The sequence below is a fragment of the Vibrio sp. 1CM24A genome (assembly GCF_023161725.1).
GTDB classification, from domain to species: Bacteria; Pseudomonadota; Gammaproteobacteria; order Enterobacterales; family Vibrionaceae; genus Vibrio; species Vibrio coralliirubri.
In genome coordinates this window covers 142,858-167,068 of sequence record NZ_JALNTS010000009.1, presented here as the reverse complement: position 1 = coordinate 167,068, position 24,211 = coordinate 142,858, and the positions used below count along the sequence as shown (strand labels likewise).

Below are 24,211 nucleotides of genomic sequence, written 5' to 3'. Positions count from 1 at the left end.
ATTCCTAGAAACGAAACTTAAACGCGACGTTTCTTAGGTGGACGACAACCGTTATGAGGGATTGGTGTCGCATCAACAATGTTAGTGATACGGAAACCAGCAGCGTTCAGTGCACGAACAGTAGATTCGCGACCTGGACCTGGACCCTTAACCATAACTTCCAAGTTCTTTAGGCCATATTCTTTAGCCATTTCACCACAACGCTCAGCTGCAACTTGTGCTGCGAACGGAGTAGATTTACGAGAACCACGGAAACCTGAACCACCTGCTGTAGCCCATGCAAGAGCGTTGCCTTGACGGTCAGTGATAGTTACGATTGTGTTGTTGAAAGAAGCATGAATGTGCGCTACGCCATCAGCTACTTGCTTGCGTACGCGCTTACGCGCGCGAGTTGGTTGTTTTGCCATTGTACTCTACCTTATCCGACTATTTCTTGATCGGCTTGCGCGGACCCTTACGGGTGCGAGCGTTGGTTTTAGTACGCTGTCCACGTAGTGGTAGACTGCGACGATGACGAAGACCGCGGTAACAGCCAAGGTCCATAAGACGCTTGATGTTCATCGATACTTCACGACGTAGATCACCTTCTACAGTGTACTTAGCTACACCATCACGCAGTTGATCGATCTGCTCTTCAGTTAGTTCACTGATCTTAGCATCTTCAGCAATACCCACTTCAGCTAGAATAGCTTGAGAGCGAGTTTTACCGATACCGTAGATTGCAGTAAGTGCAATTACAGAATGCTTATGATCAGGAATGTTAATGCCGGCTATACGGGCCATTATTCACTCCTAAGGGGTTCATAAAAGAATTATCCGCAGCAAAGCCCGTTATGGATACGCTGCGGCATACTACTTCTTTTGCACGCAAAAGGTAGGCCGAGGAATATACTCGACTCTACCTTGTATTTCAAGTAAAAATTTCTGCTAATTAGCCTTGGCGTTGCTTATGCTTTGGCTCACTGCAAATCACGCGAACGACACCGTTACGCTTGATAACTTTACAGTTACGGCAGATTTTTTTAACGGAAGCACGAACTTTCATTGCTAAACTCCGTAAATGGAATCGAAATTGTTACCACCGAATTAACGGCCGTAACCCTTCAGATTCGCTTTCTTTAACACAGAATCATACTGTTGTGACATCAGATGAGTCTGTACCTGTGCCATGAAATCCATGATAACTACCACTACGATTAGTAGTGATGTGCCGCCAAAGTAGAAACGAACGTTCCACGCGACCATCATGAACTCAGGAATCAGACATATAAAAGTAATGTATAGAGCGCCCGCAAGGGTTAGTCTAGTCATCACTTTATCGATATATTTCGCTGTCTGCTCACCTGGGCGGATACCGGGTACGAATGCACCAGACTTCTTCAAGTTATCAGCTGTTTCACGCGGGTTAAACACCAACGCTGTATAGAAGAAACAGAAGAAGATTATAGCTGCTGCATAAAGCATTACATACAAAGGTTGACCTGGGCTAAGAGCTAATGACACGTCAGTTAACCAACCGAACGCGCTGCTTTCACCATTTTGACCAAACCACTGCGCTAATGTTCCTGGGAACAAAATAATACTTGATGCGAAAATCGCTGGAATAACACCTGCCATATTAATCTTAAGAGGCAAGTGAGAGCTTTGTGCTGCAAAAACTTTACGACCTTGTTGACGTTTCGCATAGTTAACGACGATACGACGTTGACCACGCTCCATGAAAACTACGAAGTAAATAACAGCAAAAGACAATACAGCAATAAACAGCAGAAGAAGCACATGCAATTCACCTTGACGCGCTTGCTCGATTGTTTGACCGATTGCAGAAGGCAATCCAGCAACAATACCTGCAAAAATCAGAATGGAAATACCATTACCGATTCCTCGCTCAGTGATTTGTTCACCTAACCACATTAAGAACATGGTACCAGTTACTAAACTCACGGTAGCAATAAGCGTAAACATGGTTTGGTTGATAACAACCAGATTGTCGACCATGTTTGGTAAGCCTGTTGCGATACCAATAGCTTGGAATGTTGCAAGTACAAGCGTGCCGTAGCGTGTATATTGGCTTATCTTACGACGGCCTGCTTCACCCTCTTTCTTGAGTTCCGCTAACGCTGGATGAACTACAGTTAGCAATTGGACTACGATCGATGCCGAAATGTACGGCATGATACCCAATGCTAATATAGATGCACGCTCAAGAGCACCACCGGAGAACATGTTAAACATTTCTACGATGGTACCTTTTTGCTGATCGAACAAATCGGCAAGTACAGCTGCGTCAATACCAGGGATCGGCACAAAAGAGCCGGCTCGGAATACTAAAAGTGCACCAATTACGAATAATAAGCGCGACTTTAGTTCACTTAAGCCGCTCTGAGCACTACGAAAATCTTGTCCTGGTTTCTTAGCCATCTGTACCTCGTTCCTCGAGATTATTCCTCGATTTTACCGCCTGCAGCTTCGATTGCAGCTTTAGCGCCTTTAGTCACGCGTAGACCTTTAACAGTCACAGCTTTGCTTAGGTCACCAGAAAGAACGATCTTAACAAACTCGATGTTCTTAGTGATAACGTTAGCAGCTTTAAGGCTGTTAAGATCAACTACGTCACCTGTTACTTTCGCTAGCTCAGCTAGACGAACTTCAGCAGACACTAGGCTCTTACGAGAAGTGAAACCGAATTTAGGTAGACGTTGTTTTAGAGGCATTTGACCGCCTTCAAAACCTGGACGAACAGAGCCGCCAGAACGTGACTTTTGACCTTTGTGACCGCGGCCACCTGTTTTACCAAGGCCAGAACCGATACCACGACCTACACGCTTCTTAGAAGGTTTAGAGCCAGCAGCCGGTGATAGAGTATTCAAACGCATTCTGATTACTCCTCAATCTTAACCATGTAGTAAACCTTGTTGATCATACCGCGTACGCACGGTGTATCTTCAAGTTCTACTGTATGGTTGATGCGACGAAGACCTAGACCTTTAAGACACGCTTTGTGCTTAGGTAGGCGACCAATTGAGCTTTTAGTTTGAGTTACTTTAATAGTTGCCATCGTGTGCTTACTCCGAAATAGATTCAACAGTTAGACCACGTTTAGCAGCAACCATTTCTGGTGACTTAACGTCTACTAGAGCACCAATCGTTGCGCGAACAACGTTGATAGGGTTCGTTGAACCGTATGCTTTAGAAAGTACGTTATGTACGCCTGCAACTTCAAGTACGGCACGCATTGCACCACCGGCAATAACACCTGTACCTTCAGCAGCTGGCTGCATGTAAACTTTAGAGCCCGAATGACGACCTTTCACCGGGTGGTGAAGAGTGCCTTCGTTAAGCGCAACAGTAACCATGTTACGACGCGCTTTTTCCATTGCTTTTTGAATCGCAGCAGGTACTTCACGAGCTTTGCCGTAACCGAAACCTACACGACCATTACCGTCACCAACTACTGTTAGTGCAGTGAAGCTCATGATTCGACCACCTTTAACCGTCTTAGATACACGGTTAACTGCGATCAGCTTTTCTTGCAAATCATTAGCTTGTTGTTGTTCTTTAGCCATCTTCCAACCCTACCTTAGAATTTCAGACCAGCTTCGCGAGCAGAATCTGCTAGCGCCGCTACTCGACCGTGGTATTGGAAACCAGAACGATCGAATGCAACTGAAGCTACGCCTTTTTCAAGAGCGCGCTCAGCAACAGCTTTACCAACTGCTTTAGCTGCATCAACGTTACCAGTGTTCTTAACTTGCTCACGGATCGCTTTTTCTACAGTAGAAGCAGCTGCGATAACCTCAGAGCCGTTTGCCGCGATAACTTGTGCGTAAACATGGCGAGGAGTACGGTGTACTACCAGGCGAGTTGCACCAAGTTCTGCAATCTTACGACGTGCACGTGTAGCACGACGGATGCGAGATGCTTTCTTATCCATAGTGATACCTTACTTCTTCTTAGCTTCTTTAGTACGCACATTTTCATCTGCGTAACGAACACCTTTGCCTTTGTAAGGCTCAGGAGCACGGTAAGAACGAATGTCAGCCGCAACTTGACCTACTACTTGCTTATCGCAACCAGTAATGATGATCTCAGTTTGGCTAGGGCACTCAGCTTTAATACCTTCAGGTAGAGCGTGCTCTACTGGGTGAGAAAAACCAAGTGTTAGAGCTACAGAGTTGCCTTTCATAGCAGCACGGTAACCAACACCCTTAAGAGTTAGCTTCTTAGTGAAGCCCTCAGTAACACCCACAACCATGTTATTAACTAGAGCGCGAGCTGTACCAGCTTGTGCCCATGCGTTAGTAACACCTTCTTTCGGACCGAAAGTAAGGTTGGTTTCTTCCTGTGCAATAACTACGGCGCTGTTAAGAACGCGAGTAAGCTCACCTTTGCTACCTTTTACAGTAACTTCTTGGCCGTTTAGTTTCACCTCTACGCCAGCTGGAATAGCGACAGGTGCTTTAGCAACACGAGACATAATCTACTCCTTAAGCTACGTAACAGATGATTTCACCGCCAAGACCTGCTTTACGAGCAGCACGGTCAGACATCAGACCCTTGGAAGTAGAAACAACTGCAATACCAAGACCACCCATCACTGTAGGTAAAGAGTCTTTATTTTTATAAACTCTTAGACCAGGACGTGATACACGCTTGATTTGCTCGATTACAGGTTTAGCTTGGAAGTACTTAAGAGTAACTTCTAGCTCAGGTTTTGCTTCGCTGTTAACAGCGAAGTCTACGATGTAACCTTCAGCTTTAAGTAATGCAGCAATTGCAACTTTAAGCTTTGAAGAAGGCATTTTTACAGCAACTTTGTTTGCTGCCTGACCGTTACGAACTCGGGTCAGCATATCCGAAATCGGATCTTGCATGCTCATAAGATTTACTCCAAATGATTAAGTGGCAATTACCAGCTAGCCTTACGAAGACCCGGAATCTCGCCTTTCATGCAAGCTTCACGAACCTTAATGCGGCTTAGACCGAATTTACGTAGGTAACCGTGTGGACGACCAGTTTGGTTGCAACGGTTGCGCTGACGTGATGCACTTGAATCACGTGGAAGAGATTGCAGTTTAAGAACCGCATTCCAACGATCTTCTTCAGATGCGTTTACATCGCTAATGATAACTTTTAGCGCAGAACGCTTTTCAGCGAACTTAGCTACTAGTTTTGCACGTTTAGCTTCACGTGCTTTCATTGATTGTTTAGCCATAACAGTAACCCTACCCTTACTTACGGAATGGGAAGTTAAAGGCAGCCAGCAGAGCTCGGCCTTCCTCATCGGAACCCGCAGAAGTCGTGATAGTGATATCAAGACCGCGGACGCGATCGACTTTATCGTAGTCGATTTCCGGAAAGATGATTTGCTCGCGAACGCCCATGCTGTAGTTACCGCGACCGTCAAAAGACTTAGCGCTAACACCACGGAAATCACGTACACGTGGAAGTGCGATAGAGATTAAACGCTCTAAAAATTCCCACATGCGCTCACCACGCAAGGTTACTTTACAACCAATTGGGTAGCCTTCACGAATTTTGAAACCAGCTACAGATTTACGCGCTTTAGTGATAAGTGGCTTTTGACCAGAGATCGTTGCCATATCAGCTGCTGCGTTTTCTAGCAGTTTCTTATCGTTGATTGCTTCACCAACGCCCATGTTTAGGGTGATTTTCTCAATCCTAGGGACTTGCATGACGCTTGTGTAGCTGAACTCTTTGGTAAGCTCAGCGACTACAGACGACTTGTAGTAATCATGCAGTTTCGCCATAGTAGAACTCCAAATTACTTCTAATTAGTTAGAAACAGTTTCGCCGTTAGATTTGAAGAAACGAACTTTCTTGCCATCTTCGATACGGAAACCGATACGGTCTGCTTTACCAGTAGCCGCGTTAAAAACAGCAACGTTAGAAGCATCAATAGCTGCTTCTTGTTCAACGATGCCACCTTGTTGACCTAGAGCCGGAACCGGCTTTTGGTGTTTCTTAACAAGGTTGATGCCTTCAACGATAACTTTACCAGTTGTCAGAACCTTAGTTACTTTACCTTTCTTGCCTTTATCTTTACCAGCAAGAATGATTACTTCGTCATTACGACGGATTTTAGCTGCCATATTGCCGCTCCTTACAGAACTTCAGGTGCTAGTGATACAATCTTCATGAATTTCGCGTTACGAAGTTCACGAGTCACAGGACCAAAGATACGTGTGCCGACTGGTTGCTCAGTAGTGTCATTTAACAATACACAAGCATTACTGTCGAAGCGAATGACAGAACCGTCTGGGCGACGAACGCCTTTACGGGTGCGCACTACTACCGCCTTCAGAACATCACCTTTCTTTACTTTACCGCGAGGAATCGCTTCCTTCACTGTAACCTTGATGACGTCACCGATATGTGCATAACGGCGGTGAGAGCCACCCAGAACCTTAATACACATTACCTTGCGCGCGCCAGAGTTATCTGCTGCGTCAAGTGTACTTTGCATCTGGATCATTGTTAGTGCTCCGCTAAATATTAAAACTAGACCCTCTCGGGTCGGGCTGCCTCTTTAAAAGGGACGCGAATTGTACCACCCTTTTTTTAAATTGGGTAGACAAAAAACAAGCGGCTCCAAAAAATTATTTGGAGCCGCTTATAAGTTATAGAATTACAAAGATTAAATCTTCGCTTTTTCTAGAACTTTAACCAATGTCCAAGACTTAGTCTTAGACAGAGGACGACACTCAGCGATTTCAACTTTGTCGCCTAGGCCACAAGTGTTGTCTTCGTCGTGTGCGTGTACTTTAGTCGTGCGTTTGATGAACTTACCGTAAATTGGGTGTTTTACAGTGCGCTCAATAGCAACAACGATAGACTTGTCCATCTTGTCACTTACTACACGGCCTTGCTGGATGCGGTTAGTTTCGCTCATTATGCGCCTGCCTTTTCAGTCAAAACAGTTTTCACACGTGCGATGTCACGGCGTACAGCTTTTAGAGTATGAGTTTGCTGTAGTTGACCAGTTGCAGCTTGCATGCGCAAGTTGAACTGTTCACGTAGCAAATTCAATAGCTCAGCGTTAAGCTCTTCAACGTTCTTTTCGCGTAGATCTTGTGCTTTCATCACATCACCTGCTTAGTTACAAAAGTAGTTTTAACAGGCAGTTTACGTGCCGCTAGGCGGAACGCTTCACGTGCCAACTCTTCAGGTACGCCATTCATCTCGTACATAACTTTGCCTGGTTGGATTTGAGCAACCCAGTACGCAACTGAACCTTTACCTTTACCTTGACGAACTTCAAGAGGCTTTTCAGTAATCGGCTTGTCTGGGAATACACGGATCCAGATTTGACCTTGACGCTTAATGTGACGTGTCATAGCACGACGTGCCGCTTCGATTTGACGTGCAGTCAGACGACCACGGCCAACAGCTTTAAGACCGAATTCGCCGAAGCTTACTTCAGTACCTTTAGCTAGACCACGGTTACGACCAGTCATAACCTTGCGGAACTTAGTACGTTTTGGTTGTAGCATCGTTCGACTCCTTACTTACGGCCTTTACGCTGCTTCTTAGGCTTATCGCCTTTTGGCTCTACTGCGTTAGCAGCTGGCATACCGCCTAGAATCTCACCTTTGAAGATCCAAACTTTAATGCCGATCACACCGTATTGAGTGTGAGCCGAAGAAGTTGCGTAATCAATGTCTGCACGTAGAGTGTGTAGAGGCACACGGCCTTCACGGTACCACTCAGAACGTGCGATTTCAGCACCGCCAAGACGGCCGCCTACTTGTACTTTGATGCCTTTAGCGCCTAGACGCATAGCATTTTGTACCGCACGCTTCATTGCACGACGGAACATAACACGACGCTCTAGTTGAGACGCGATGCTATCAGCTACAAGCTGACCATCTAGCTCAGGCTTACGTACTTCAGCGATGTTAATTTGCGCTGGTACACCTGCGATTTTAGCTACAGCTGCGCGTAGCTTCTCTACGTCTTCACCTTTCTTACCGATAACAACGCCAGGACGAGCAGTGTGAATAGTCACACGGATGCTCTTAGCTGGACGCTCGATAACGATACGAGATAATGATGCTTTTTGTAGTTCCTTTGTAAGGAACTGACGTACCTTGAAGTCGCCGTCTAGGTTGTCAGCGAATTCGTTGGTATTAGCAAACCATGTAGCATTCCAAGGCTTAACGATGCCAAGACGAATACCATTAGGATGTACTTTCTGACCCATTGCTTACTCTCCTAGTCTTTAGCGATCTGCTACAACAATAGTGATGTGGCTTGAACGCTTCAAGATACGATCCGCACGACCTTTAGCACGAGGCATAATACGCTTCATGATAGGGCCCTCATCTACGAAGATTTTAGCGACATTTAGATCGTCGATATCTGCACCTTCGTTATGTTCCGCGTTAGCGATAGCTGACTCAAGAACCTTCTTAACTAATACAGCAGCTTTTTTGTTGCTGAAAGTTAGAATTTCTAGAGCTTGGTCTACCGACTTACCGCGAATTTGGTCTGCAACTAAGCGAGCTTTCTGTGGAGAAATACGAGCAAAGTTATGTTTAGCTAAAGCTTCCATCATCTACTCCTTATTTCTTCTTAGCTTTCTTATCTGCAGCATGACCGCGATAAGTACGAGTTGGTGCAAATTCGCCCAGTTTGTGACCGATCATTTCTTCGGTAACGAAAACTGGAACGTGCTGACGACCATTATGGACAGCGATGGTCAAACCAATCATTGTTGGGATGATCATTGAGCGACGGGACCAAGTCTTAATAGGCTTTTTGTCTCCGCTTTCCACCGCTTTCTCTACCTTCTTCAGCAAGTGTAGGTCAATAAAAGGACCTTTCTTGAGAGAACGTGGCATGGCGATTCCTCTTTATAAATTATTTAGTGCGACGACGTACGATGTACTTGTCAGTGCGCTTGTTCTTACGAGTCTTGAAGCCCTTAGTAGGAACGCCCCAAGGAGAAACTGGGTGACGACCACCAGATGTGCGGCCTTCACCACCACCATGTGGGTGATCCACCGGGTTCATTACTACACCACGTACGGTTGGACGTACGCCGCGCCAGCGTGAAGCACCAGCTTTACCAAGTTCACGTAGCATATGCTCAGAGTTACCAACTTCACCGATCGTTGCACGACCTTCAGAAAGAACTTTGCGCATCTCACCAGAACGTAGACGGATAGTTACGTATGCACCATCGCGAGCGATGATTTGAGCATAAGCACCAGCCGAACGAGCTAGTTGAGCACCTTTACCAGGCTTAAGTTCAACACAGTGTACAGTAGAACCTACTGGGATGTTGCGCATCGGCAGAGTGTTACCTGCTTTGATTGCAGCATCTACGCCAGATTGAATCTGGTCGCCTGCGTTAACACCTTTAGGTGCAATGATGTAACGACGCTCACCGTCTGCGTACAGAACTAGAGCGATGTTAGCACTACGGTTTGGATCGTATTCTAGACGCTCAACTTTCGCTGGGATGCCATCTTTAGTACGTTTGAAGTCAATCAGACGGTAATGGTGCTTATGACCACCACCGATGTGACGTACTGTAATACGACCGTTGTTGTTACGACCACCGTTCTTAGAGTTTTTCTCTAGAAGTGGTGCGTATGGCTTACCCTTGTGTAGGTCAGCGTTAACAACTTTAACGACGTGACGACGACCAGGGGAAGTCGGCTTACATTTAACAATAGCCATTTTTACTACTCCTGTTATTCCGCGCCGCCAACGAAGTCAAGATCTTGACCTTCTTTCAAAGTAACGTAGGCTTTCTTAACGTCTGAACGACGGCCTTCACGCATACCTTGACGTTTGGTCTTACCCTTTAATACAAGAGTATTTACAGACTTAACTTCAACTTCAAATAGCTTTTCTACAGCTGCTTTGATCTCTTTCTTAGTTGCATCTTTAGCTACTTTGAAAACGATAGTGTTCGCTTTCTCAGCTGCCATAGTTGCTTTTTCAGAGATGTGCGGAGCACGTAGAACTTTTAAGATACGCTCTTCAGTGATCATGCTAGCATCTCCTCAACTTGCTTAACTGCGTCAGCAGTCATTAGAACCTTGTCGAAAGCGATTAGTGATACTGGATCAACACCAGCAACATCACGTGCATCTACTTTGTATAGGTTACGAGCAGCTAAGAATAGATTTTCATCTACTTCGCCAGTCACAATCAGAACGTCGCTTAGCTCAAGCTCTTTAAGCTTAGCTACAAGTTCTTTTGTTTTTGGTGCTTCTACAGAGAAGTTATCAACAACGATTAAACGCTCTTGACGAACTAGCTCAGAAAGAATGCTCTTCATAGCACCGCGGTACATTTTTTTGTTTACTTTTTGGCTGTGATCTTGTGGTTTCGCAGCAAAAGTAACACCACCTGTACGCCAGATTGGGCTACGAATTGTACCAGCACGTGCGCGGCCAGTACCTTTTTGACGCCATGGCTTAGCGCCACCGCCAGATACTTCAGAACGAGTCTTTTGAGCACGAGTACCTTGACGAGCACCTGCTGCATATGCAACAACTACTTGGTGTACAAGAGCTTCGTTGAAGTCACGTCCGAAAGTAGTCTCGGAAACAGTTAGTGCATCAGCACCTTTAACCATCAATTCCATTACTTACTCCTAGACGTTATGCTTTAACAGCAGGTTTTACGATCACGTTTCCGCCTGTTGAGCCCGGTACTGCACCTTTAATAAGGAGTAGATTGCGCTCAGCGTCAACACGTACGATCTCTAGGTTTTGAGTCGTTACACGCTCAGCACCCATGTGACCTGCCATTTTCTTGCCTTTAAACACGCGGCCTGGAGTTTGACATTGGCCAATTGAACCCGGTGCGCGGTGAGACAAAGAGTTACCGTGAGTCATATCTTGAGTAGAGAAGTTCCAACGCTTGATAGCGCCTTGGAAGCCTTTACCTTTAGATGTACCAGTAACGTCTACTTTTTTAATTTCGTTGAAAAGTTCTACGTTTAGCTCAGCGCCAACTTCAAACTCTTCGCCGTTTTCTAAACGGAATTCCCAAAGACCGCGACCTGCTTCTACACCCGCTTTCGCGAAGTGACCAGCTTCAGGTTTAGTTACACGGTTAGCTTTCTTAGCACCAGTAGTTACTTGGATTGCTGCGTAGCCATCAGTCTCAAGAGTTTTAACTTGAGAAATACGGTTCGCTTCAACCTCAACAACAGTTACTGGGATAGAAACGCCTTCTTCAGTAAATACGCGGGTCATACCCACTTTACGTCCGACTAGACCAATCATTATTCTTATCTCCCTTAACCTAGGCTGATTTGAACATCAACGCCAGCTGCAAGATCAAGACGCATTAGAGCATCAACAGTTTTATCTGTTGGCTCAACGATGTCGATCAAACGCTTGTGAGTACGAATTTCGTACTGGTCACGTGCATCTTTGTTGACGTGTGGAGAGGTAAGAACAGTGAAACGCTCTTTACGAGTAGGTAGTGGAATAGGACCACGAACCTGTGCGCCAGTACGTTTTGCTGTTTCAACGATTTCCGCAGTTGAAGCATCGATTAGCTTGTAATCAAACGCTTTAAGGCGGATACGAATACGTTGGTTCTGCATGAGACAGAGCTCCAATTATTAAAAATTACACAAACAATATCGCCACTCAAACCCGATAAAACGAGAGAATGCCGATTGATTTATGTGAAACCGTAGCATCCAAAATTAGGACGCATTGTCAGTTAACTTTTGAAGCAAACAAGAAGTTTACTATTTTTATTAACCGCGAACATAAGCTGAGTATACATTACTAGGTAAGACCTACTCCTCAGTGCTCATTGGTTCACAACCAGCGTTAGCCAGTGCGATGCATTATACAGATCACACTTTAAGTTGCAAGCGGTGTTTGAAAAATAAACGCAGAATCTATTTACGGGGATAACTGGGGAGTTTGTATTGTACGGTAGTGCCCTACCGCTGGAAATTGAAAGCAAGGTAACAGCTCGGTTAAGCCTCAGCTGTTACCTCTTTTATTTATGGTATTTTAACCGTCATCTTCATCCACATATTGAGCTTGTAGATAATTTTGGATCCCAGTCATTTTGATTAAACCAAGTTGGGTTTCTAACCAATCGACGTGATCTTCCTCGTCTTCTAAGATGTCTTGAAATAAATCTCGCGATACATAGTCGTGAATATCTTCTGCGTACGCGATGGCATTTTTCAAATCAGGTATAGCTTCCATCTCAAGAGATAAATCACACTGAAGCATCTCTTCAGTATCTTCACCAATTTTCAACTTACCCAAATCTTGAAGGTTTGGGAGACCTTCTAAAAATAGTATGCGTTCAATTAAATGGTCAGCATGTTTCATTTCGTCGATAGATTCGTGGTATTCCTTATCGGCCAGGTGCTTTAAACCCCAATCTTTGTACATACGAGCATGCAAGAAATATTGGTTTATCGCGACGAGTTCGTTACCAAGAATTTTATTGAGATGTTGAATGATGATTGGATCGCCTTTCATGACATAGCCCTCCTCTTTGGCTCTTCTAACTGTAGAACCAAATCGAGAAGTGTCAAAAAAGCTAATGCCCTTTGGGCAAAACTAGCTTGCCTGTTTGAACAGGTCTTTCGCAGTATCGTTAATGACTTCTTTTGCTGAACGTACACACTTGCCGCATTGACTGCCAAGTGCTGTACATTTTTTAATTCCTTTGATGTCAGTAATGCCCTCTTCTATCACGAGCTTGCGGATTTTTTTATCCGAAACCCCATGGCATAAACAAATGTACATACTAAAACCTAAATCTTTAACTTAGGCTTAAATATAAAAAGGAATCATTCTTATTACCAGTCATATTTACTGTTTGGTTATATCGATTGGTTATAGTGTTTTGCGAGTAATTGGAAAAATTGGCTGTGAAGGTTGTATAACGGAAATGCGTGATCAAGGTGGGTCAGTAAATAACTGTATTTAAATTGGAATATAGTTAGCTGTTCTAAAGTTTGATGAATTTCCCTTATAACCAAAATAAAAAGGGAAGCCGAAGCTCCCCTTTTCAGATGCGTGCTCTTCTAATGAAGAGAGTGCAAAAATCTAAATGCTATTAAGCGAAGATTTTAGCTACAACACCAGCACCAACTGTACGGCCACCTTCGCGGATTGCGAAACGTAGACCTTCGTCCATTGCGATTGGAGCGATTAGCTCAACAGTCATTTGAACGTTGTCACCTGGCATTACCATTTCTACGCCTTCAGGTAGAGTGATATCGCCTGTTACGTCAGTTGTACGGAAGTAGAACTGTGGACGGTAACCTTTGAAGAAAGGAGTGTGACGGCCGCCTTCGTCTTTAGAAAGTACGTATACTTCAGACTCAAACTTAGTGTGTGGGTTGATAGAACCTTTCGCAGAAAGTACTTGACCACGTTCAACGTCATCACGCTTAGTACCACGTAGAAGTGCACCAACGTTCTCACCTGCACGACCTTCGTCAAGCAGTTTACGGAACATTTCAACACCAGTACAAGTAGTAAGAGTAGTCTCTTTAATACCAACGATTTCTACTTCGTCACCTACACGTAGGATACCGCGCTCGATACGACCAGTTACAACAGTACCACGACCTTGGATTGAGAATACATCTTCAATTGGTAGTAGGAACGGTTGGTCAACTGCACGCTCTGGCTCAGGAATGTAAGAATCTAGTGCTTCTGCAAGCTCAACGATCTTGTCTTCCCACTGCTTCTCGCCGTTTAGTGCGCCAAGTGCAGAACCTTGGATAACTGGTAGGTCATCACCTGGGAAGTCGTATTCAGAAAGAAGTTCACGAACTTCCATCTCAACTAGCTCAAGTAGCTCTTCGTCATCTACCATGTCACATTTGTTCATGAATACGATGATGTAAGGGATACCAACTTGACGACCAAGTAGGATGTGCTCACGAGTTTGAGGCATAGGGCCGTCAGTCGCAGCAACAACTAGGATACCGCCGTCCATTTGTGCAGCACCAGTGATCATGTTTTTAACATAATCCGCGTGTCCTGGACAGTCTACGTGTGCGTAGTGACGTGCTGGAGTGTCGTACTCAACGTGAGAAGTTGCGATTGTGATACCGCGCTCACGCTCTTCTGGAGCGTTATCGATAGATGCGAAATCTTTAGCAACACCGCCGTATACTTTTGCAAGAGTAGTACAGATAGCAGCAGTTAGAGTTGTTTTACCGTGGTCAACGTGGCCGATAGTACCAACGTTTACGTGCGGTTTCGTACGTTCAAATTTTTCTTTAGACACAATCGTGTTCCTTCCTAGTTATGATTCGCCACGTTCATTATTGAGCGAGACGCGCCAGAAATTGCTATTTTATGCGCCAACTCTCGTTAGCGCAATATTTGGACGCATTGTTCTTTCAAAAAATGAAAAAAAATGCCTTCCTTTTGTTTAACCACGCTCTGCAATGATTGCTTTTGCAACATTGTTAGGCACTTCAGCGTACTCACTAAACTCCATAGAGTAAGAAGCACGACCTTGTGTCGCAGAACGTAAATCAGTTGCGTAACCGAACATGACAGACAACGGAACTTGTGCACGAATTATCTTCAGGCCAGCTGTCCCCTCGTCCATACCTTCGATGATGCCGCGACGACGGTTAATATCGCCAACAACGTCACCCATCCAGTCTTCTGGAGTAGTTACTTCAACTTTCATCATAGGCTCAAGCAGAACCGGTTGCGCTTCAAGTGCACCCGTTCTGAAAGCCATAGAGGCAGCGATTGTAAACGCCATCTCACTTGAATCTGTTTCATGGTAAGAACCATCATATAGTGTAGCTTTGATATCCAAAACTGGATAGCCAGCAAGCACACCATTGTTCATCTGCTCTTCAACGCCTTTAGCAACTGAAGCGATAAACTCTTTCGGTACGATACCATTGGCAATTTCATCCACAAAGACAAAGCCTTCGCCAGCTTCTGATGGTTCCAGTTTCAGCCATACGTGACCGTACTGACCTTTACCACCATGTTCACGGATAAATTTACCTTCCGCTTTCGCTGTACCACGAATAGTCTCACGGTAAGCCACTTGCGGGTTACCAACGTTGCAGTTCACGCTAAATTCGCGCTTCATACGGTCAACGATGATATCTAAGTGTAGTTCACCCATACCAGAAATCAGAGTCTGGCCAGTTTCCGCATCCATATCAACGCGGAACGATGGGTCTTCCGCTGCTAGTTTACCTAGAGCGATAGTCATTTTATCTTGATCAGCTTGAGAGCTTGGCTCTACAACGATCTGAATAACTGGATCTGGGAACTCCATGCGCTCAAGAACAATCTTATGGTTCTGGTCACAAAGGGTTTCACCAGTAGTTACATCTTTCAGACCAATGATGGCTGCGATGTCACCTGCTCGTACTTCTTTTACTTCTTCACGCTTGTTTGAGTGCATTTGAACAATGCGACCTAAGCGTTCACGTTGTTTCTTCACAGAGTTGTAAGCAGTTTTACCGCTTTCTACAACACCAGAGTAAACACGGATGAAGGTAAGAGTACCAACAAATGGGTCTGTTGCGATCTTAAATGCTAGCGCTGAGAACGGTTCTTTGTCGTCCGCGTGACGCTCTGCTTCATTCTCGTCTTCATCGATACCTTTAATTGCAGGCACATCGACTGGAGAAGGAAGGAAATCAACAACTGCATCTAGAACAGCTTGTACACCTTTGTTTTTGAATGCACTACCACAAGTAGCAAGTACAATTTCATTATTAAGGGTACGAGTACGAAGACCTTGTTTGATTTCAGCTTCTGTTAGTTCACCTTCTTCAAGGTACTTATCCATCAGCTCTTCATTTGCTTCTGCAGCAGCTTCAACAAGTTCTGTACGATATTCTTCAGCCATTTCTTGCATGTCTGCAGGAATATCTTCGTACGTGAAAGTCATGCCTTGGTCAGCTTCGTTCCAGTTAATTGCCTTCATCTTGATAAGATCGACAACGCCTTGGAAGTTTTCTTCAGCACCAATGTTCAGTTGAATTGGAACAGGAGTTGCGCCTAAGCGGTCCTTGATCTGTTCAACTACGCGCAAGAAGTCTGCGCCGGTACGGTCCATTTTATTAACGAAAACCATACGTGGAACTTGGTACTTATCAGCTTGACGCCATACTGTCTCTGACTGAGGTTCAACACCAGATGAGCCACAGAACACAACAACTGCACCATCAAGTACACGCAAAGAACGTTCTACTTCGATTGTGAAGTCAACGTGTCCAGGAGTGTCGATGATGTTGATACGGTGGTCCGAGAACTGAGCTTCCATACCACGCCAAAACGTAGTGGTTGCTGCTGAAGTGATCGTAATACCGCGCTCTTGCTCTTGCTCCATCCAGTCCATGGTTGCTGCACCATCGTGAACTTCGCCGATTTTGTGAGAAAGACCGGTATAGAACAGAATACGTTCACTTGTGGTTGTTTTACCTGCATCTACGTGAGCAACGATACCGATATTACGGTATTGCTCTATAGGAGTTTTACGAGCCACGGTTGAATCCTCTTATTAGAGACTTAGGGACTATTGCTATGTCTAGATTATGCGTTAAAAGCGATGCTTCGCTAAAATTGCTTGCCCTAGAAATAGCAATAGTTCCTAGCATAAGCATAGGAACTAAAGAAGTGCTGCAAGGAACCTTGCAGCACTAAAAAGGTATTACCAACGGTAATGTGCGAACGCTTTGTTTGCGTCAGCCATGCGGTGAACGTCTTCACGTTTCTTAACCGCAGTACCTTTGTTCTCAGACGCGTCTAGCATTTCAGCAGCTAGGCGTTGAGCCATAGATTTTTCACCACGCTTACGCGCAGCTTCAACTACCCAACGCATAGCAAGAGCGTTACGGCGAACCGGACGAACTTCTACAGGTACTTGGTAAGTTGAACCACCTACACGGCGAGATTTAACTTCTACCGCTGGGCGAACATTTTCAAGAGCTTCTTCAAATACAGCTAAGTGGTCTTTACCAGACTTCTCAGCCATTGAATCTAGTGCAGTGTAAACGATTTTTTCTGCAGTAGATTTCTTTCCGTCAACCATAAGGATGTTAACGAATTTTGCCAGCAATTCAGATTTGAACTTAGGATCTGGAAGGATCTTACGCTGACCTATTACGCGACGACGTGGCATGGATATTCTCCGTTGTCTTCTTCAGGTTTTTTCCAAAACTTTTCAGAATAATAAATAAAATAGTGTTTGGCCTTACTTAACGATTTCTTTTTAAAAAGAGAATCAATTAAGACTTAGGACGTTTCACACCGTACTTAGAACGACCTTGTTTACGGTCGTTAACGCCAGCACAGTCAAGTGCGCCGCGAACAGTGTGGTAACGAACACCCGGAAGGTCTTTTACACGACCGCCACGGATTAGTACAACACTGTGCTCTTGTAGGTTGTGGCCTTCACCGCCGATGTACGAAGTTACTTCGAAACCGTTAGTTAGACGTACACGACATACTTTACGTAGTGCCGAGTTAGGTTTTTTAGGTGTAGTAGTGTAAACACGAGTACATACACCACGTTTTTGTGGGCACGCTTCTAGTGCAGGCACGTTGCTTTTAACAACTTGCTTTACACGAGGCTTGCGAACCAACTGGTTAATAGTTGCCATTAACTAGCTCCTGAAATTTACTTGAAAGTAAGCTTTGTGAAAAATCTATCCCTAATCACAAGTCGTAATTAGGGACGCAAAATTCTATTCAGCAGTGGGAGGTGTGTCAAGAAATATACAGATCTTTTTTAGCCGTCTAGAGCTCAGGATGGTCTAATTTTAACCAAACTGATAGAACACGCTTACCAAGTTACTGATTTGTCGTTCAAAACCGTCAGTTTAACGAAGCCATCGAAGTCAACTTGATCAATGGTACTTGAGACAAGTAGTTGTAAACCTCGGCTATCGAGATCTGGTTTTAACACCGACACCTGCTCTACAGCGCAGATTTGAGTGAATAACTCATGATTTGGAAGGCAAACGTACACCGCATCTTCCACCAAAAGATACTGATCTTGTGGCTGAGAATAGGTCAATGCGAGTTTCAGTTTGTCGACTGATTTTACGATATGAAGCATAGCGTCCCCTAGAAAGTCAGTATCTGTTGGCACTGAGTTAACTTCTGCGTTAACTCGTCAGCTTCAACGGTGGTTGCATCGATCAGCAGGTTGTCTGCTGAAAGACCAAACTGACTCAGACTACGCTGACACACATACACCTGTTCGATGTCGTACAGGTCCATAAGTTTGAATGCAGAGATGTAGTCACGCGATAGTGTTTCGTCGGGCTGCTGCGCTTTGAGAAGCTGTGTCACGCCATCGCCAACAAAGAACACGGCAATGTCTTCACTGTAGGCGGACGCAGCAAGTAATGCGTCTAACCCTTCTCTACCCGCAGCAGTTGTATGAGGGAAACTGTTAAATATAAAGGCTAACTTTCTCAAAACTGCACAACCCTATCTTGTGTTAGTAGCGCTTCCGATAAGCTCCCTAATCCGGCCTGAGTAAATCCAGTGGCTAGGTTAGAGGCACTTAGTTGATGTTGCTCTGCTTCTTCAGAGCTAATCACTCCGCGTCTTAGCGCAGCTGCCACACAGGTTTCAAGGCTAACATCGTGTTCATCAGCCAGCTTTTGCCAAGCTGAAGCTAAATCAAATTCATCGTTAGCCGGTACGGTAAGGTCTGAGCCGTTACTGACGCCATCTTGATAGAAGAATACACTGTGAAGTTTGTGGCCCTGTTTAATCAGAGCCACGGCAAACTGGTAGGCACTTCTTGCTGACTGTGAGCCATACACCGGCCCATTAACTAGGAGTGTATAGCTTAGCAACCCTCTTCATCCTCTGTTTTACGTTGGCGGATGTATAGGTACACGGTGTGCTTAGAGATGTTCAGTCGCTCAGCAACGCGGTTAATCGCGTCTTTAATATCGAAAATACCTTTGTCGTACAGCTCCATAACGATCTGACGGTTCTTAGTATTGTTCGATACCGATTTGTCAGCGTTAATTTCTTCAATGGTGCGTTCAACCGTTTGGTCGACAAGTTCTTCAACGTCACTAGCGAAGTTAACCGATGATGCGGCTTCGTCTGCGTCTTGTGTAGGCATGAACGATTGCAGCACTTGTGAGAATGGCGCGTCTAGATTCACGTTAATACACAGTAGGCCAATCACTCGGTCTTCACCGTTGCGGATAGCAACCGTGATCGACTTCATCAACACTCCGCCTTTAGCGCGAGTGAAGTATGAACGTGAGAAGTTACGCTTAGAACCTTCAATATCTTTTAGCATCTTCAGTGCAAGATCGGTGATCGGCGAGCCAACCTGACGACCTGTATTTTCGCCGTTGGCAATTTTAATCGCAGAAGTATTGAGGTCTTCTAAAGAGTGCAAAACGATTTCACAAAACGGACCAATAAGGCTCGCAATACCGTCAACAACGGCCTCATAAGATCTTAGAATGATTTTATCGTGTTCACTGAATGGCATAACGTGGACTGATTCCATTTCAAGTAACACATCTGCATTGACTGTTTCTGTAGTAGTCACTTATTCCTTACCTTCGTGTGAAAAATCAACAAATTTATGTAAGTTTATCAGAAAATTTTAATTGCACACCTAGCTAACATTGCAACTAGTGATTTAGAACAAGTTTAAAAATCAAATACTCATCTTCAAATCATAAAAAAAGCCTAACTCAAAGTTAGGCTTTTTATTCAATCAACGTATTTTAGTACGAGGCTTTTAACCGATATTACTGTGCAGGAGCTGCTTCAGCGTTATCGATGTTTAGTAGTTCTACTTCGAATACTAGCGTTGAGTTAGCAGGGATAGTCGGTGTGTCTTGCTCACCGTATGCTAGCTCTGGCGGGATAACGAACTTGTACTTAGAACCAACTTGCATCAGTTGTACGCCTTCAGTCCAGCCTGGGATTACGCGGTTTAGTGGGAATGTTGCTGGTTCGCCACGATCGTAAGAGCTGTCGAACTGAGTACCATCTGTTAGCGTACCTTTGTAGTGTACTTGAACGGTATCAGTGTCTTTTGGAGAAGCGCCTTCACCAGCCGTCATTACTTGGTAAAGTAGACCAGATTCAGTTTGCTTAACGCCTTCAGTTTTAGCGAACTCAGCGCGGAAGTCATCACCGGCTTTCTTCACTTCTGCAGATTTTTCTGCCGCTTGTGCTTGCATCGTTTCAGCAACACGCTTGTCTAGAGCTTCAAGAGCTGCGCGAGTTTCTTCTTCGTTAAGTGCTGTTTTCTCTGCGAATACGTCTTCGATACCTTGAAGAACCATATCTTTGTCTAGGTTGATACCTAGCTCGCTTGGCTTATCAATGCTTGTGCTTAGGTAGTTAGCGAAAGATACACCGATTGCGTAAGCCGCTTTGTCATCTTCTGTTTTAAAGTTTACTGCTTCAACTTTAACTTCTTCTACCTGTGGAGCTTCTGCCTTTGGTTCTTCTTTCTGACAACCAACTGCTAGCATAACCGTTGCGGCAAGCAGTGATACTTTTAAAACTGATTTCATTGAATTCTCCAATTAATGGCCAAGCCATTGGTTATTGTGCACAAATCTAATGATTAGATTGGTGTGAATACGTTAGTTATAACAATATACTAGTCATATGTCTTTCGACACAAACCGGATTATTAGATGTGATGCGAATATTTTTCCACTCATTGCTATGTACAATTGTCATCACCTTGTTAAATGGTTGCTTTTTCTTCCAAGATGATGAGCAACGTTGGGAAATTGAGCCCAATGGTGCCACCAGCTTTGCACTCAGCAGAGATGGACGCTTCGCCCTGCTCTACTCTCAGCAAAAGCAACTGCTCCTTTGGGACCTCGCCGAAGACCAAGAGTTGGCTCAGCTTGGTCCACAAGATCAGTTAGAAAACCAAGTATCGCGTATCCGTATCTCGGACAATGGCCGTTTTGCCATTACCGCTAGCCAGATGAACTTCGCCGTTTGGGACCTATCTTGGACTCAAGCACAAGGGCTATGGTCTATCTCTGATGGCTTGATTCGCGATGTCGATATCTCTAGCAATGGTGAAAAAGTACTGCTTGGCCTTTCTAATGGCAAAGCCATCTATGTGGACTTAGTCACCGGACGCCGTCTGGAGTTCCTCGCTCACCGAGAAAAAGTGAATTCTGTGTCCCTTTCGTCCAATGGACGCTACGCCTTATCCGGTGGTAACGACTACAAAGCCTACCTTTGGGATACCGAGTCGGGCTTGGTATTGCGCACCTTTGAGCATGAACAAAGAGTAGTACGAGTCGCGCTACAACGCGATGGCGAGCTGGCTTTTACTTCTGACGGCGGCAATCAAGCGATGATTTGGGATCTTGAAACGGGTGAACCTCAAGCACAACTACAAAGCTGGTCTCGACAGTTGATTTTCTCGAGTGCGCGTTTTTCTGATGACGGCAGCATGTTGGTGACGGGCACGCCATCCAGCCAAGTGAGTGTGTGGAATACTCAGGATGGCAAACGAATTTCTCGCCACGATGCTGAGCCACTAAAAGATGCTCGCCCTCCCCGTGCGGTAGTGTATGATGCAGCCTTTGATGATAAGAACCGTGTGATATCGGGCACCTCTGCGGGCATTGCCCAAGCTTGGAATGTGGATTAAGAACGATGACAGAAAAGCGAGTTGAACAACTAGAAAGCCGCGTAAATGACCTAGAGTGTCAGCTAGCTTTCCAAGAACAGACCATTGAAGAACTCAATGAAGCGCTTAGCCAACAACAAATGTTGATCGCGAGAATGCAAGACCAGATGAAGTTCGTGGTTGGCAAGGTAAAAAATATGGATGGCTCTAATCTAGCTGACGCATCAGAAGAGACGCCACCTCCACACTATTAAGTGCGGTTCAAAATAACGAATTGATTCTAGCGACGCATATCGTTAGTTTCTCGTCCTCAATGTGTAAACACATTTCAGAACGAGACATAGAAAACTAAAAGGGCGACAGATACTTATCTGTCGCCCTTTTGTTTATTTCATCTGACCAAATAAGCTAAATAAAGCCAATTAAGCCGATACCAATTTAATCATCGGCATAAATCTTCACTTCAACACGACCTTGAGTATCAACACTTGCACGATACATTCCTGAGCTGTTCATACCAAAATGAATATCGCCTTGGCCATCGATAGCGATCAAGCCGCCTTCTCCACCCATAGTTTTCAATTCACCTTGAATGATCGTTTCACAAGCGGTGTGTACATCTTCTTTCAGATAACGCATTCGTGCTGCGACATCACTGGCGACCATTTTACGTAGGAAGAACTCACCCATTCCGGTTGTTGAGACGGCAACGTTGCCATTTTCAGCGATGGTTCCCGCCCCAATGATCGGAGAGTCACCCACACGGCCGTATTTCTTATTGGTCACGCCACCGGTACTGGTTGCTGCTGCTAAGTTGCCCGCTTGGTCTAATGCGACTGCACCGACCGTGCCGTACTTTTTGTCGTCGGGGTATTTCTCAGCTTGCTGTTCATCATATTTCGCTTCAGACAGAGCAAAGATGCCTTTCTCTTTCATCGACTGAAGTTGATCATAGCGGCGTTCAGTAAAGAAGTAGTCTTGCTCGGTAAAGGTGTACTCATGCTCAAACGCAAACTTCTCGGCACCTTCACCAATCAACAACACATGGTCGCTTTTCAGCATCACATCACGTGCAAGCTCAATTGGGTTTTTGATATGGCGAACGCCTGCAATAGCACCCGCATCCATTTCGCGGCCGTGCATCACAGAAGCGTCCATCTCAACAAATTCATCATGCGTTAAAACAGAGCCCTTACCAGCATTAAAGTGGGGGCTGTCTTCCATCACCTTAACTGATGCCACTACCGCATCCAGAGCATCACCACCCGATTGCAATATTTGATAACCAGCCAAAACCGATTTTTCCAAAGCCTCAGTAATACCCGCTTTTAATTCATCGCTCATTTGCTCTCGCAAGATGGTTCCTGCACCACCATGAATGGCAATTGAAAAAGGCTGTGACATACAAACTCTCCACTGACGTCGTCTTATAATGTTGTGCTATCAATACCACATCCATGGTTCTATGTCTGATAGCGAAAACCAAACTTTTGCGAATGCTTAGATTTGCGGACACTTAGTTTGGTAGAGAAAAGCGAGGTCAAAAAGCTAGACTCCTAAACGCAAAAAGCCTCCACAAGGGAGGCTTTCAAGATTCTTAAACTAAACCGTTAATTCGGTATTAGTGAGAACCACAGCTACCGCCGCCGCAGCAGCCGTCTTTTTTCTCTTCACCGTGGTCATGGCCTTCGCCACCACAGCAACCGCCTTCGTGGTCATGATCGTGGTCGTGACCGCCACAGCCGCCTTCTTGGTGTACGTGACCGTGTTGAACTTCTTCTTCAGTCGCTTCACGAACCGCTACAACTTCAACGTCAAACGTTAGAGTTTGGCCAGCTAGCATGTGGTTACCATCAACAACAACTTCGTCGCCATCTACTTCAGTAACTTCAACTGGGATTGGACCTTGGTCAGTATCCGCTAGGAAACGCATGCCAACTTCGATTTGCTCAACACCTTGGAATACGTCAGCAGGAACACGTTGAACTAGTGCGTCGTTGTGCTCGCCGTATGCGTCTTCTGGAGTAACTGTTGCAGAGAACTTGTCGCCAGCTACTTTGCCTTCAAGCTCTTTTTCAAGACCTGTAATTAGGTTGTTGTGACCGTGAAGGTAATCTAGTGGAGCTTCTGCAGTTGATTGGTCAACTACTACGCCATCTTCAAGTTTCACTTGATATGCAACACTAACTACTACGTTCTTTTCAATTTTCATGAGAGCTCCAAGGAGGTTTGGACTAAGCTCGAACAGTTGAGCTTAGGAAAAATTCTGTACCGGGATATTATGGGGATCAATTAACGAAACTCAATCATTCTGGCTTAAAAATACCGATCATTTCTTGATTCGCGTGTTCAGATTTCTCTACAGTTTTCGGTTTACGCTGTTCTGAGAAGTCACAATCGACACATTCCACCAGCTCGATATTGTTTTCAATCCACCAACGGAGTGTGTCTTGAGTGTTGCAACTTGGGCAGCTTGCCCCTGCGATAAAGCGCTTTTTCTGTTTCACGTTCATATCCTTTACTACTCTGGATTCGCGGTTCTTCCCACTCACTTTATTGAGAAGTTAAGCAGAGACCGCGT

The 24,211-nt window shown here is 45.0% G+C and carries 41 protein-coding genes; 2 read left to right on the top strand and 39 right to left on the bottom strand.

The genetic code is table 11. The features are described from left to right. Positions 1-17: 17 nt before the first annotated feature. The 36 genes from rpsK to fkpA all read right to left on the bottom strand — a co-directional run bounded on the left by rpsK (position 18) and on the right by fkpA (position 20,542). Positions 18-407, bottom strand: a complete 390-nt coding sequence (gene rpsK, locus MSG38_RS19695) for a 30S ribosomal protein S11 (RefSeq protein WP_004738778.1) — start codon at positions 405-407, stop codon at positions 18-20. Between the two features lie 19 nt (positions 408-426). Continuing rightward, the gene (rpsM, locus tag MSG38_RS19690) at positions 427-783 is read right to left on the bottom strand and encodes a 30S ribosomal protein S13 (protein WP_004738779.1); all 357 of its coding nucleotides are present in this window, start codon (positions 781-783) and stop codon (positions 427-429) included. 148 nt (positions 784-931) lie between these two features. Next, complete coding sequence (rpmJ, locus tag MSG38_RS19685; protein WP_000868186.1) at positions 932-1,045, bottom strand: 50S ribosomal protein L36; 114 nt, start codon at positions 1,043-1,045, stop codon at positions 932-934. 41 nt (positions 1,046-1,086) lie between these two features. Beyond that, a complete protein-coding gene (gene secY / locus MSG38_RS19680) occupies positions 1,087-2,421 on the bottom strand; it encodes a preprotein translocase subunit SecY (protein WP_017076302.1) in 1,335 nt (444 codons plus the stop codon). A 20-nt stretch (positions 2,422-2,441) separates the two neighbouring features. Continuing rightward, positions 2,442-2,876 carry a 50S ribosomal protein L15 gene (gene rplO, locus MSG38_RS19675; RefSeq protein WP_004736758.1) on the bottom strand — a complete coding sequence of 145 codons (435 nt, stop codon included), beginning with the start codon at positions 2,874-2,876 and terminating at the stop codon, positions 2,442-2,444. Between the two features lie 5 nt (positions 2,877-2,881). Beyond that, a complete protein-coding gene (gene rpmD / locus MSG38_RS19670; RefSeq protein WP_004736756.1) occupies positions 2,882-3,058 on the bottom strand; it encodes a 50S ribosomal protein L30 in 177 nt (58 codons plus the stop codon). Positions 3,059-3,065: 7 nt separating this feature from the next. After that, positions 3,066-3,566 (bottom strand): 30S ribosomal protein S5, encoded by a 501-nt coding sequence (gene rpsE, locus MSG38_RS19665; protein WP_004736754.1) that lies wholly within the window; start codon positions 3,564-3,566, stop codon positions 3,066-3,068. A gap of 14 nt (positions 3,567-3,580) precedes the next feature. Beyond that, entirely contained in the window at positions 3,581-3,934 is a 354-nt protein-coding gene (gene rplR / locus MSG38_RS19660; protein WP_048605977.1) for a 50S ribosomal protein L18, read from the bottom strand. Between the two features lie 9 nt (positions 3,935-3,943). After that, positions 3,944-4,477 (bottom strand): 50S ribosomal protein L6, encoded by a 534-nt coding sequence (gene rplF, locus MSG38_RS19655; RefSeq protein WP_017063712.1) that lies wholly within the window; start codon positions 4,475-4,477, stop codon positions 3,944-3,946. A 10-nt stretch (positions 4,478-4,487) separates the two neighbouring features. Next, entirely contained in the window at positions 4,488-4,880 is a 393-nt protein-coding gene (gene rpsH / locus MSG38_RS19650; protein WP_017061309.1) for a 30S ribosomal protein S8, read from the bottom strand. A gap of 29 nt (positions 4,881-4,909) precedes the next feature. Further along, positions 4,910-5,215, bottom strand: a complete 306-nt coding sequence (gene rpsN, locus MSG38_RS19645) for a 30S ribosomal protein S14 (protein WP_004738789.1) — start codon at positions 5,213-5,215, stop codon at positions 4,910-4,912. A gap of 16 nt (positions 5,216-5,231) precedes the next feature. Further along, entirely contained in the window at positions 5,232-5,771 is a 540-nt protein-coding gene (gene rplE / locus MSG38_RS19640) for a 50S ribosomal protein L5 (RefSeq protein ID WP_004738790.1), read from the bottom strand. 24 nt (positions 5,772-5,795) lie between these two features. Next, on the bottom strand, positions 5,796-6,113 hold the full coding sequence (gene rplX, locus MSG38_RS19635; RefSeq protein WP_004738792.1) for a 50S ribosomal protein L24: 318 nt from the start codon (positions 6,111-6,113) through the stop codon (positions 5,796-5,798). 11 nt (positions 6,114-6,124) lie between these two features. Then, on the bottom strand, positions 6,125-6,496 hold the full coding sequence (rplN, locus tag MSG38_RS19630) for a 50S ribosomal protein L14 (RefSeq protein WP_004736740.1): 372 nt from the start codon (positions 6,494-6,496) through the stop codon (positions 6,125-6,127). A 162-nt stretch (positions 6,497-6,658) separates the two neighbouring features. Further along, positions 6,659-6,913: a 30S ribosomal protein S17 gene (gene rpsQ / locus MSG38_RS19625; protein ID WP_004736739.1), complete on the bottom strand. Its 255-nt coding sequence runs from the start codon at positions 6,911-6,913 to the stop codon at positions 6,659-6,661. Next, a complete protein-coding gene (gene rpmC / locus MSG38_RS19620; protein WP_004736737.1) occupies positions 6,913-7,104 on the bottom strand; it encodes a 50S ribosomal protein L29 in 192 nt (63 codons plus the stop codon). The genes rpsQ and rpmC overlap by 1 nt, the downstream gene beginning before the upstream one ends. Further along, positions 7,104-7,514, bottom strand: a complete 411-nt coding sequence (gene rplP / locus MSG38_RS19615; protein WP_004736736.1) for a 50S ribosomal protein L16 — start codon at positions 7,512-7,514, stop codon at positions 7,104-7,106. Before rplP ends, rpmC begins: the two co-directional genes overlap by 1 nt. Before the next feature lie 11 nt (positions 7,515-7,525). Then, entirely contained in the window at positions 7,526-8,224 is a 699-nt protein-coding gene (gene rpsC / locus MSG38_RS19610; RefSeq protein ID WP_004736734.1) for a 30S ribosomal protein S3, read from the bottom strand. Between the two features lie 18 nt (positions 8,225-8,242). Then, complete coding sequence (gene rplV, locus MSG38_RS19605) at positions 8,243-8,575, bottom strand: 50S ribosomal protein L22 (RefSeq protein ID WP_004736732.1); 333 nt, start codon at positions 8,573-8,575, stop codon at positions 8,243-8,245. Between the two features lie 10 nt (positions 8,576-8,585). Beyond that, positions 8,586-8,864 carry a 30S ribosomal protein S19 gene (rpsS, locus tag MSG38_RS19600; protein ID WP_004736729.1) on the bottom strand — a complete coding sequence of 93 codons (279 nt, stop codon included), beginning with the start codon at positions 8,862-8,864 and terminating at the stop codon, positions 8,586-8,588. A 19-nt stretch (positions 8,865-8,883) separates the two neighbouring features. Beyond that, entirely contained in the window at positions 8,884-9,708 is an 825-nt protein-coding gene (gene rplB / locus MSG38_RS19595; RefSeq protein ID WP_017076297.1) for a 50S ribosomal protein L2, read from the bottom strand. Between the two features lie 14 nt (positions 9,709-9,722). Beyond that, positions 9,723-10,025, bottom strand: a complete 303-nt coding sequence (rplW, locus tag MSG38_RS19590; RefSeq protein ID WP_004736765.1) for a 50S ribosomal protein L23 — start codon at positions 10,023-10,025, stop codon at positions 9,723-9,725. Next, a complete protein-coding gene (gene rplD / locus MSG38_RS19585; RefSeq protein ID WP_004738803.1) occupies positions 10,022-10,624 on the bottom strand; it encodes a 50S ribosomal protein L4 in 603 nt (200 codons plus the stop codon). Before rplD ends, rplW begins: the two co-directional genes overlap by 4 nt. Before the next feature lie 16 nt (positions 10,625-10,640). Continuing rightward, positions 10,641-11,270, bottom strand: a complete 630-nt coding sequence (rplC, locus tag MSG38_RS19580) for a 50S ribosomal protein L3 (protein ID WP_004736763.1) — start codon at positions 11,268-11,270, stop codon at positions 10,641-10,643. Between the two features lie 14 nt (positions 11,271-11,284). Further along, the gene (gene rpsJ / locus MSG38_RS19575; protein ID WP_004736761.1) at positions 11,285-11,596 is read right to left on the bottom strand and encodes a 30S ribosomal protein S10; all 312 of its coding nucleotides are present in this window, start codon (positions 11,594-11,596) and stop codon (positions 11,285-11,287) included. A 424-nt stretch (positions 11,597-12,020) separates the two neighbouring features. Further along, the gene (gene bfr / locus MSG38_RS19570) at positions 12,021-12,503 is read right to left on the bottom strand and encodes a bacterioferritin (protein WP_048605981.1); all 483 of its coding nucleotides are present in this window, start codon (positions 12,501-12,503) and stop codon (positions 12,021-12,023) included. Positions 12,504-12,584: 81 nt separating this feature from the next. Further along, positions 12,585-12,773 carry a bacterioferritin-associated ferredoxin gene (locus MSG38_RS19565; RefSeq protein WP_017629804.1) on the bottom strand — a complete coding sequence of 63 codons (189 nt, stop codon included), beginning with the start codon at positions 12,771-12,773 and terminating at the stop codon, positions 12,585-12,587. A 313-nt stretch (positions 12,774-13,086) separates the two neighbouring features. After that, complete coding sequence (tuf, locus tag MSG38_RS19560; RefSeq protein ID WP_010435158.1) at positions 13,087-14,271, bottom strand: elongation factor Tu; 1,185 nt, start codon at positions 14,269-14,271, stop codon at positions 13,087-13,089. A gap of 147 nt (positions 14,272-14,418) precedes the next feature. Then, complete coding sequence (gene fusA, locus MSG38_RS19555) at positions 14,419-16,515, bottom strand: elongation factor G (protein ID WP_017061101.1); 2,097 nt, start codon at positions 16,513-16,515, stop codon at positions 14,419-14,421. A 165-nt stretch (positions 16,516-16,680) separates the two neighbouring features. Then, positions 16,681-17,151: a 30S ribosomal protein S7 gene (gene rpsG, locus MSG38_RS19550; RefSeq protein WP_010435163.1), complete on the bottom strand. Its 471-nt coding sequence runs from the start codon at positions 17,149-17,151 to the stop codon at positions 16,681-16,683. 106 nt (positions 17,152-17,257) lie between these two features. Further along, positions 17,258-17,632, bottom strand: coding sequence for a 30S ribosomal protein S12 (gene rpsL / locus MSG38_RS19545; RefSeq protein ID WP_004737194.1), 375 nt, complete (start codon positions 17,630-17,632; stop codon positions 17,258-17,260). Between the two features lie 182 nt (positions 17,633-17,814). Further along, positions 17,815-18,090, bottom strand: coding sequence for a sulfurtransferase complex subunit TusB (gene tusB / locus MSG38_RS19540; RefSeq protein ID WP_017063711.1), 276 nt, complete (start codon positions 18,088-18,090; stop codon positions 17,815-17,817). A gap of 8 nt (positions 18,091-18,098) precedes the next feature. After that, positions 18,099-18,455: a sulfurtransferase complex subunit TusC gene (tusC, locus tag MSG38_RS19535; protein ID WP_248402437.1), complete on the bottom strand. Its 357-nt coding sequence runs from the start codon at positions 18,453-18,455 to the stop codon at positions 18,099-18,101. Beyond that, positions 18,452-18,841, bottom strand: a complete 390-nt coding sequence (tusD, locus tag MSG38_RS19530; RefSeq protein WP_017063709.1) for a sulfurtransferase complex subunit TusD — start codon at positions 18,839-18,841, stop codon at positions 18,452-18,454. The genes tusC and tusD overlap by 4 nt, the downstream gene beginning before the upstream one ends. Continuing rightward, positions 18,835-19,560, bottom strand: coding sequence for a transcriptional regulator (locus MSG38_RS19525; RefSeq protein WP_004729851.1), 726 nt, complete (start codon positions 19,558-19,560; stop codon positions 18,835-18,837). The genes tusD and MSG38_RS19525 overlap by 7 nt, the downstream gene beginning before the upstream one ends. Before the next feature lie 205 nt (positions 19,561-19,765). Next, positions 19,766-20,542, bottom strand: a complete 777-nt coding sequence (gene fkpA, locus MSG38_RS19520) for an FKBP-type peptidyl-prolyl cis-trans isomerase (protein WP_017061105.1) — start codon at positions 20,540-20,542, stop codon at positions 19,766-19,768. A gap of 131 nt (positions 20,543-20,673) precedes the next feature. On the opposite strand from fkpA, the gene MSG38_RS19515 reads away from it, so the two are divergent. Both MSG38_RS19515 and MSG38_RS19510 read left to right on the top strand, forming a co-directional pair. After that, a complete protein-coding gene (locus MSG38_RS19515) occupies positions 20,674-21,651 on the top strand; it encodes a PQQ-binding-like beta-propeller repeat protein (RefSeq protein WP_017063707.1) in 978 nt (325 codons plus the stop codon). 5 nt (positions 21,652-21,656) lie between these two features. Next, positions 21,657-21,884: a SlyX family protein gene (locus tag MSG38_RS19510; protein ID WP_248402436.1), complete on the top strand. Its 228-nt coding sequence runs from the start codon at positions 21,657-21,659 to the stop codon at positions 21,882-21,884. Between the two features lie 184 nt (positions 21,885-22,068). Here the strand turns inward: MSG38_RS19510 and MSG38_RS19505 are convergent, their stop codons facing one another. From MSG38_RS19505 to MSG38_RS19495, 3 genes are all read right to left on the bottom strand, one after another. Next, positions 22,069-23,034 carry an isoaspartyl peptidase/L-asparaginase gene (locus tag MSG38_RS19505; RefSeq protein ID WP_050052680.1) on the bottom strand — a complete coding sequence of 322 codons (966 nt, stop codon included), beginning with the start codon at positions 23,032-23,034 and terminating at the stop codon, positions 22,069-22,071. A 217-nt stretch (positions 23,035-23,251) separates the two neighbouring features. Next, positions 23,252-23,842, bottom strand: coding sequence for a peptidylprolyl isomerase (slyD, locus tag MSG38_RS19500; RefSeq protein ID WP_017061108.1), 591 nt, complete (start codon positions 23,840-23,842; stop codon positions 23,252-23,254). Between the two features lie 94 nt (positions 23,843-23,936). Then, on the bottom strand, positions 23,937-24,137 hold the full coding sequence (locus tag MSG38_RS19495) for a YheV family putative zinc ribbon protein (RefSeq protein WP_004737184.1): 201 nt from the start codon (positions 24,135-24,137) through the stop codon (positions 23,937-23,939). Between the last annotated feature and the right edge of the window lie 74 nt (positions 24,138-24,211).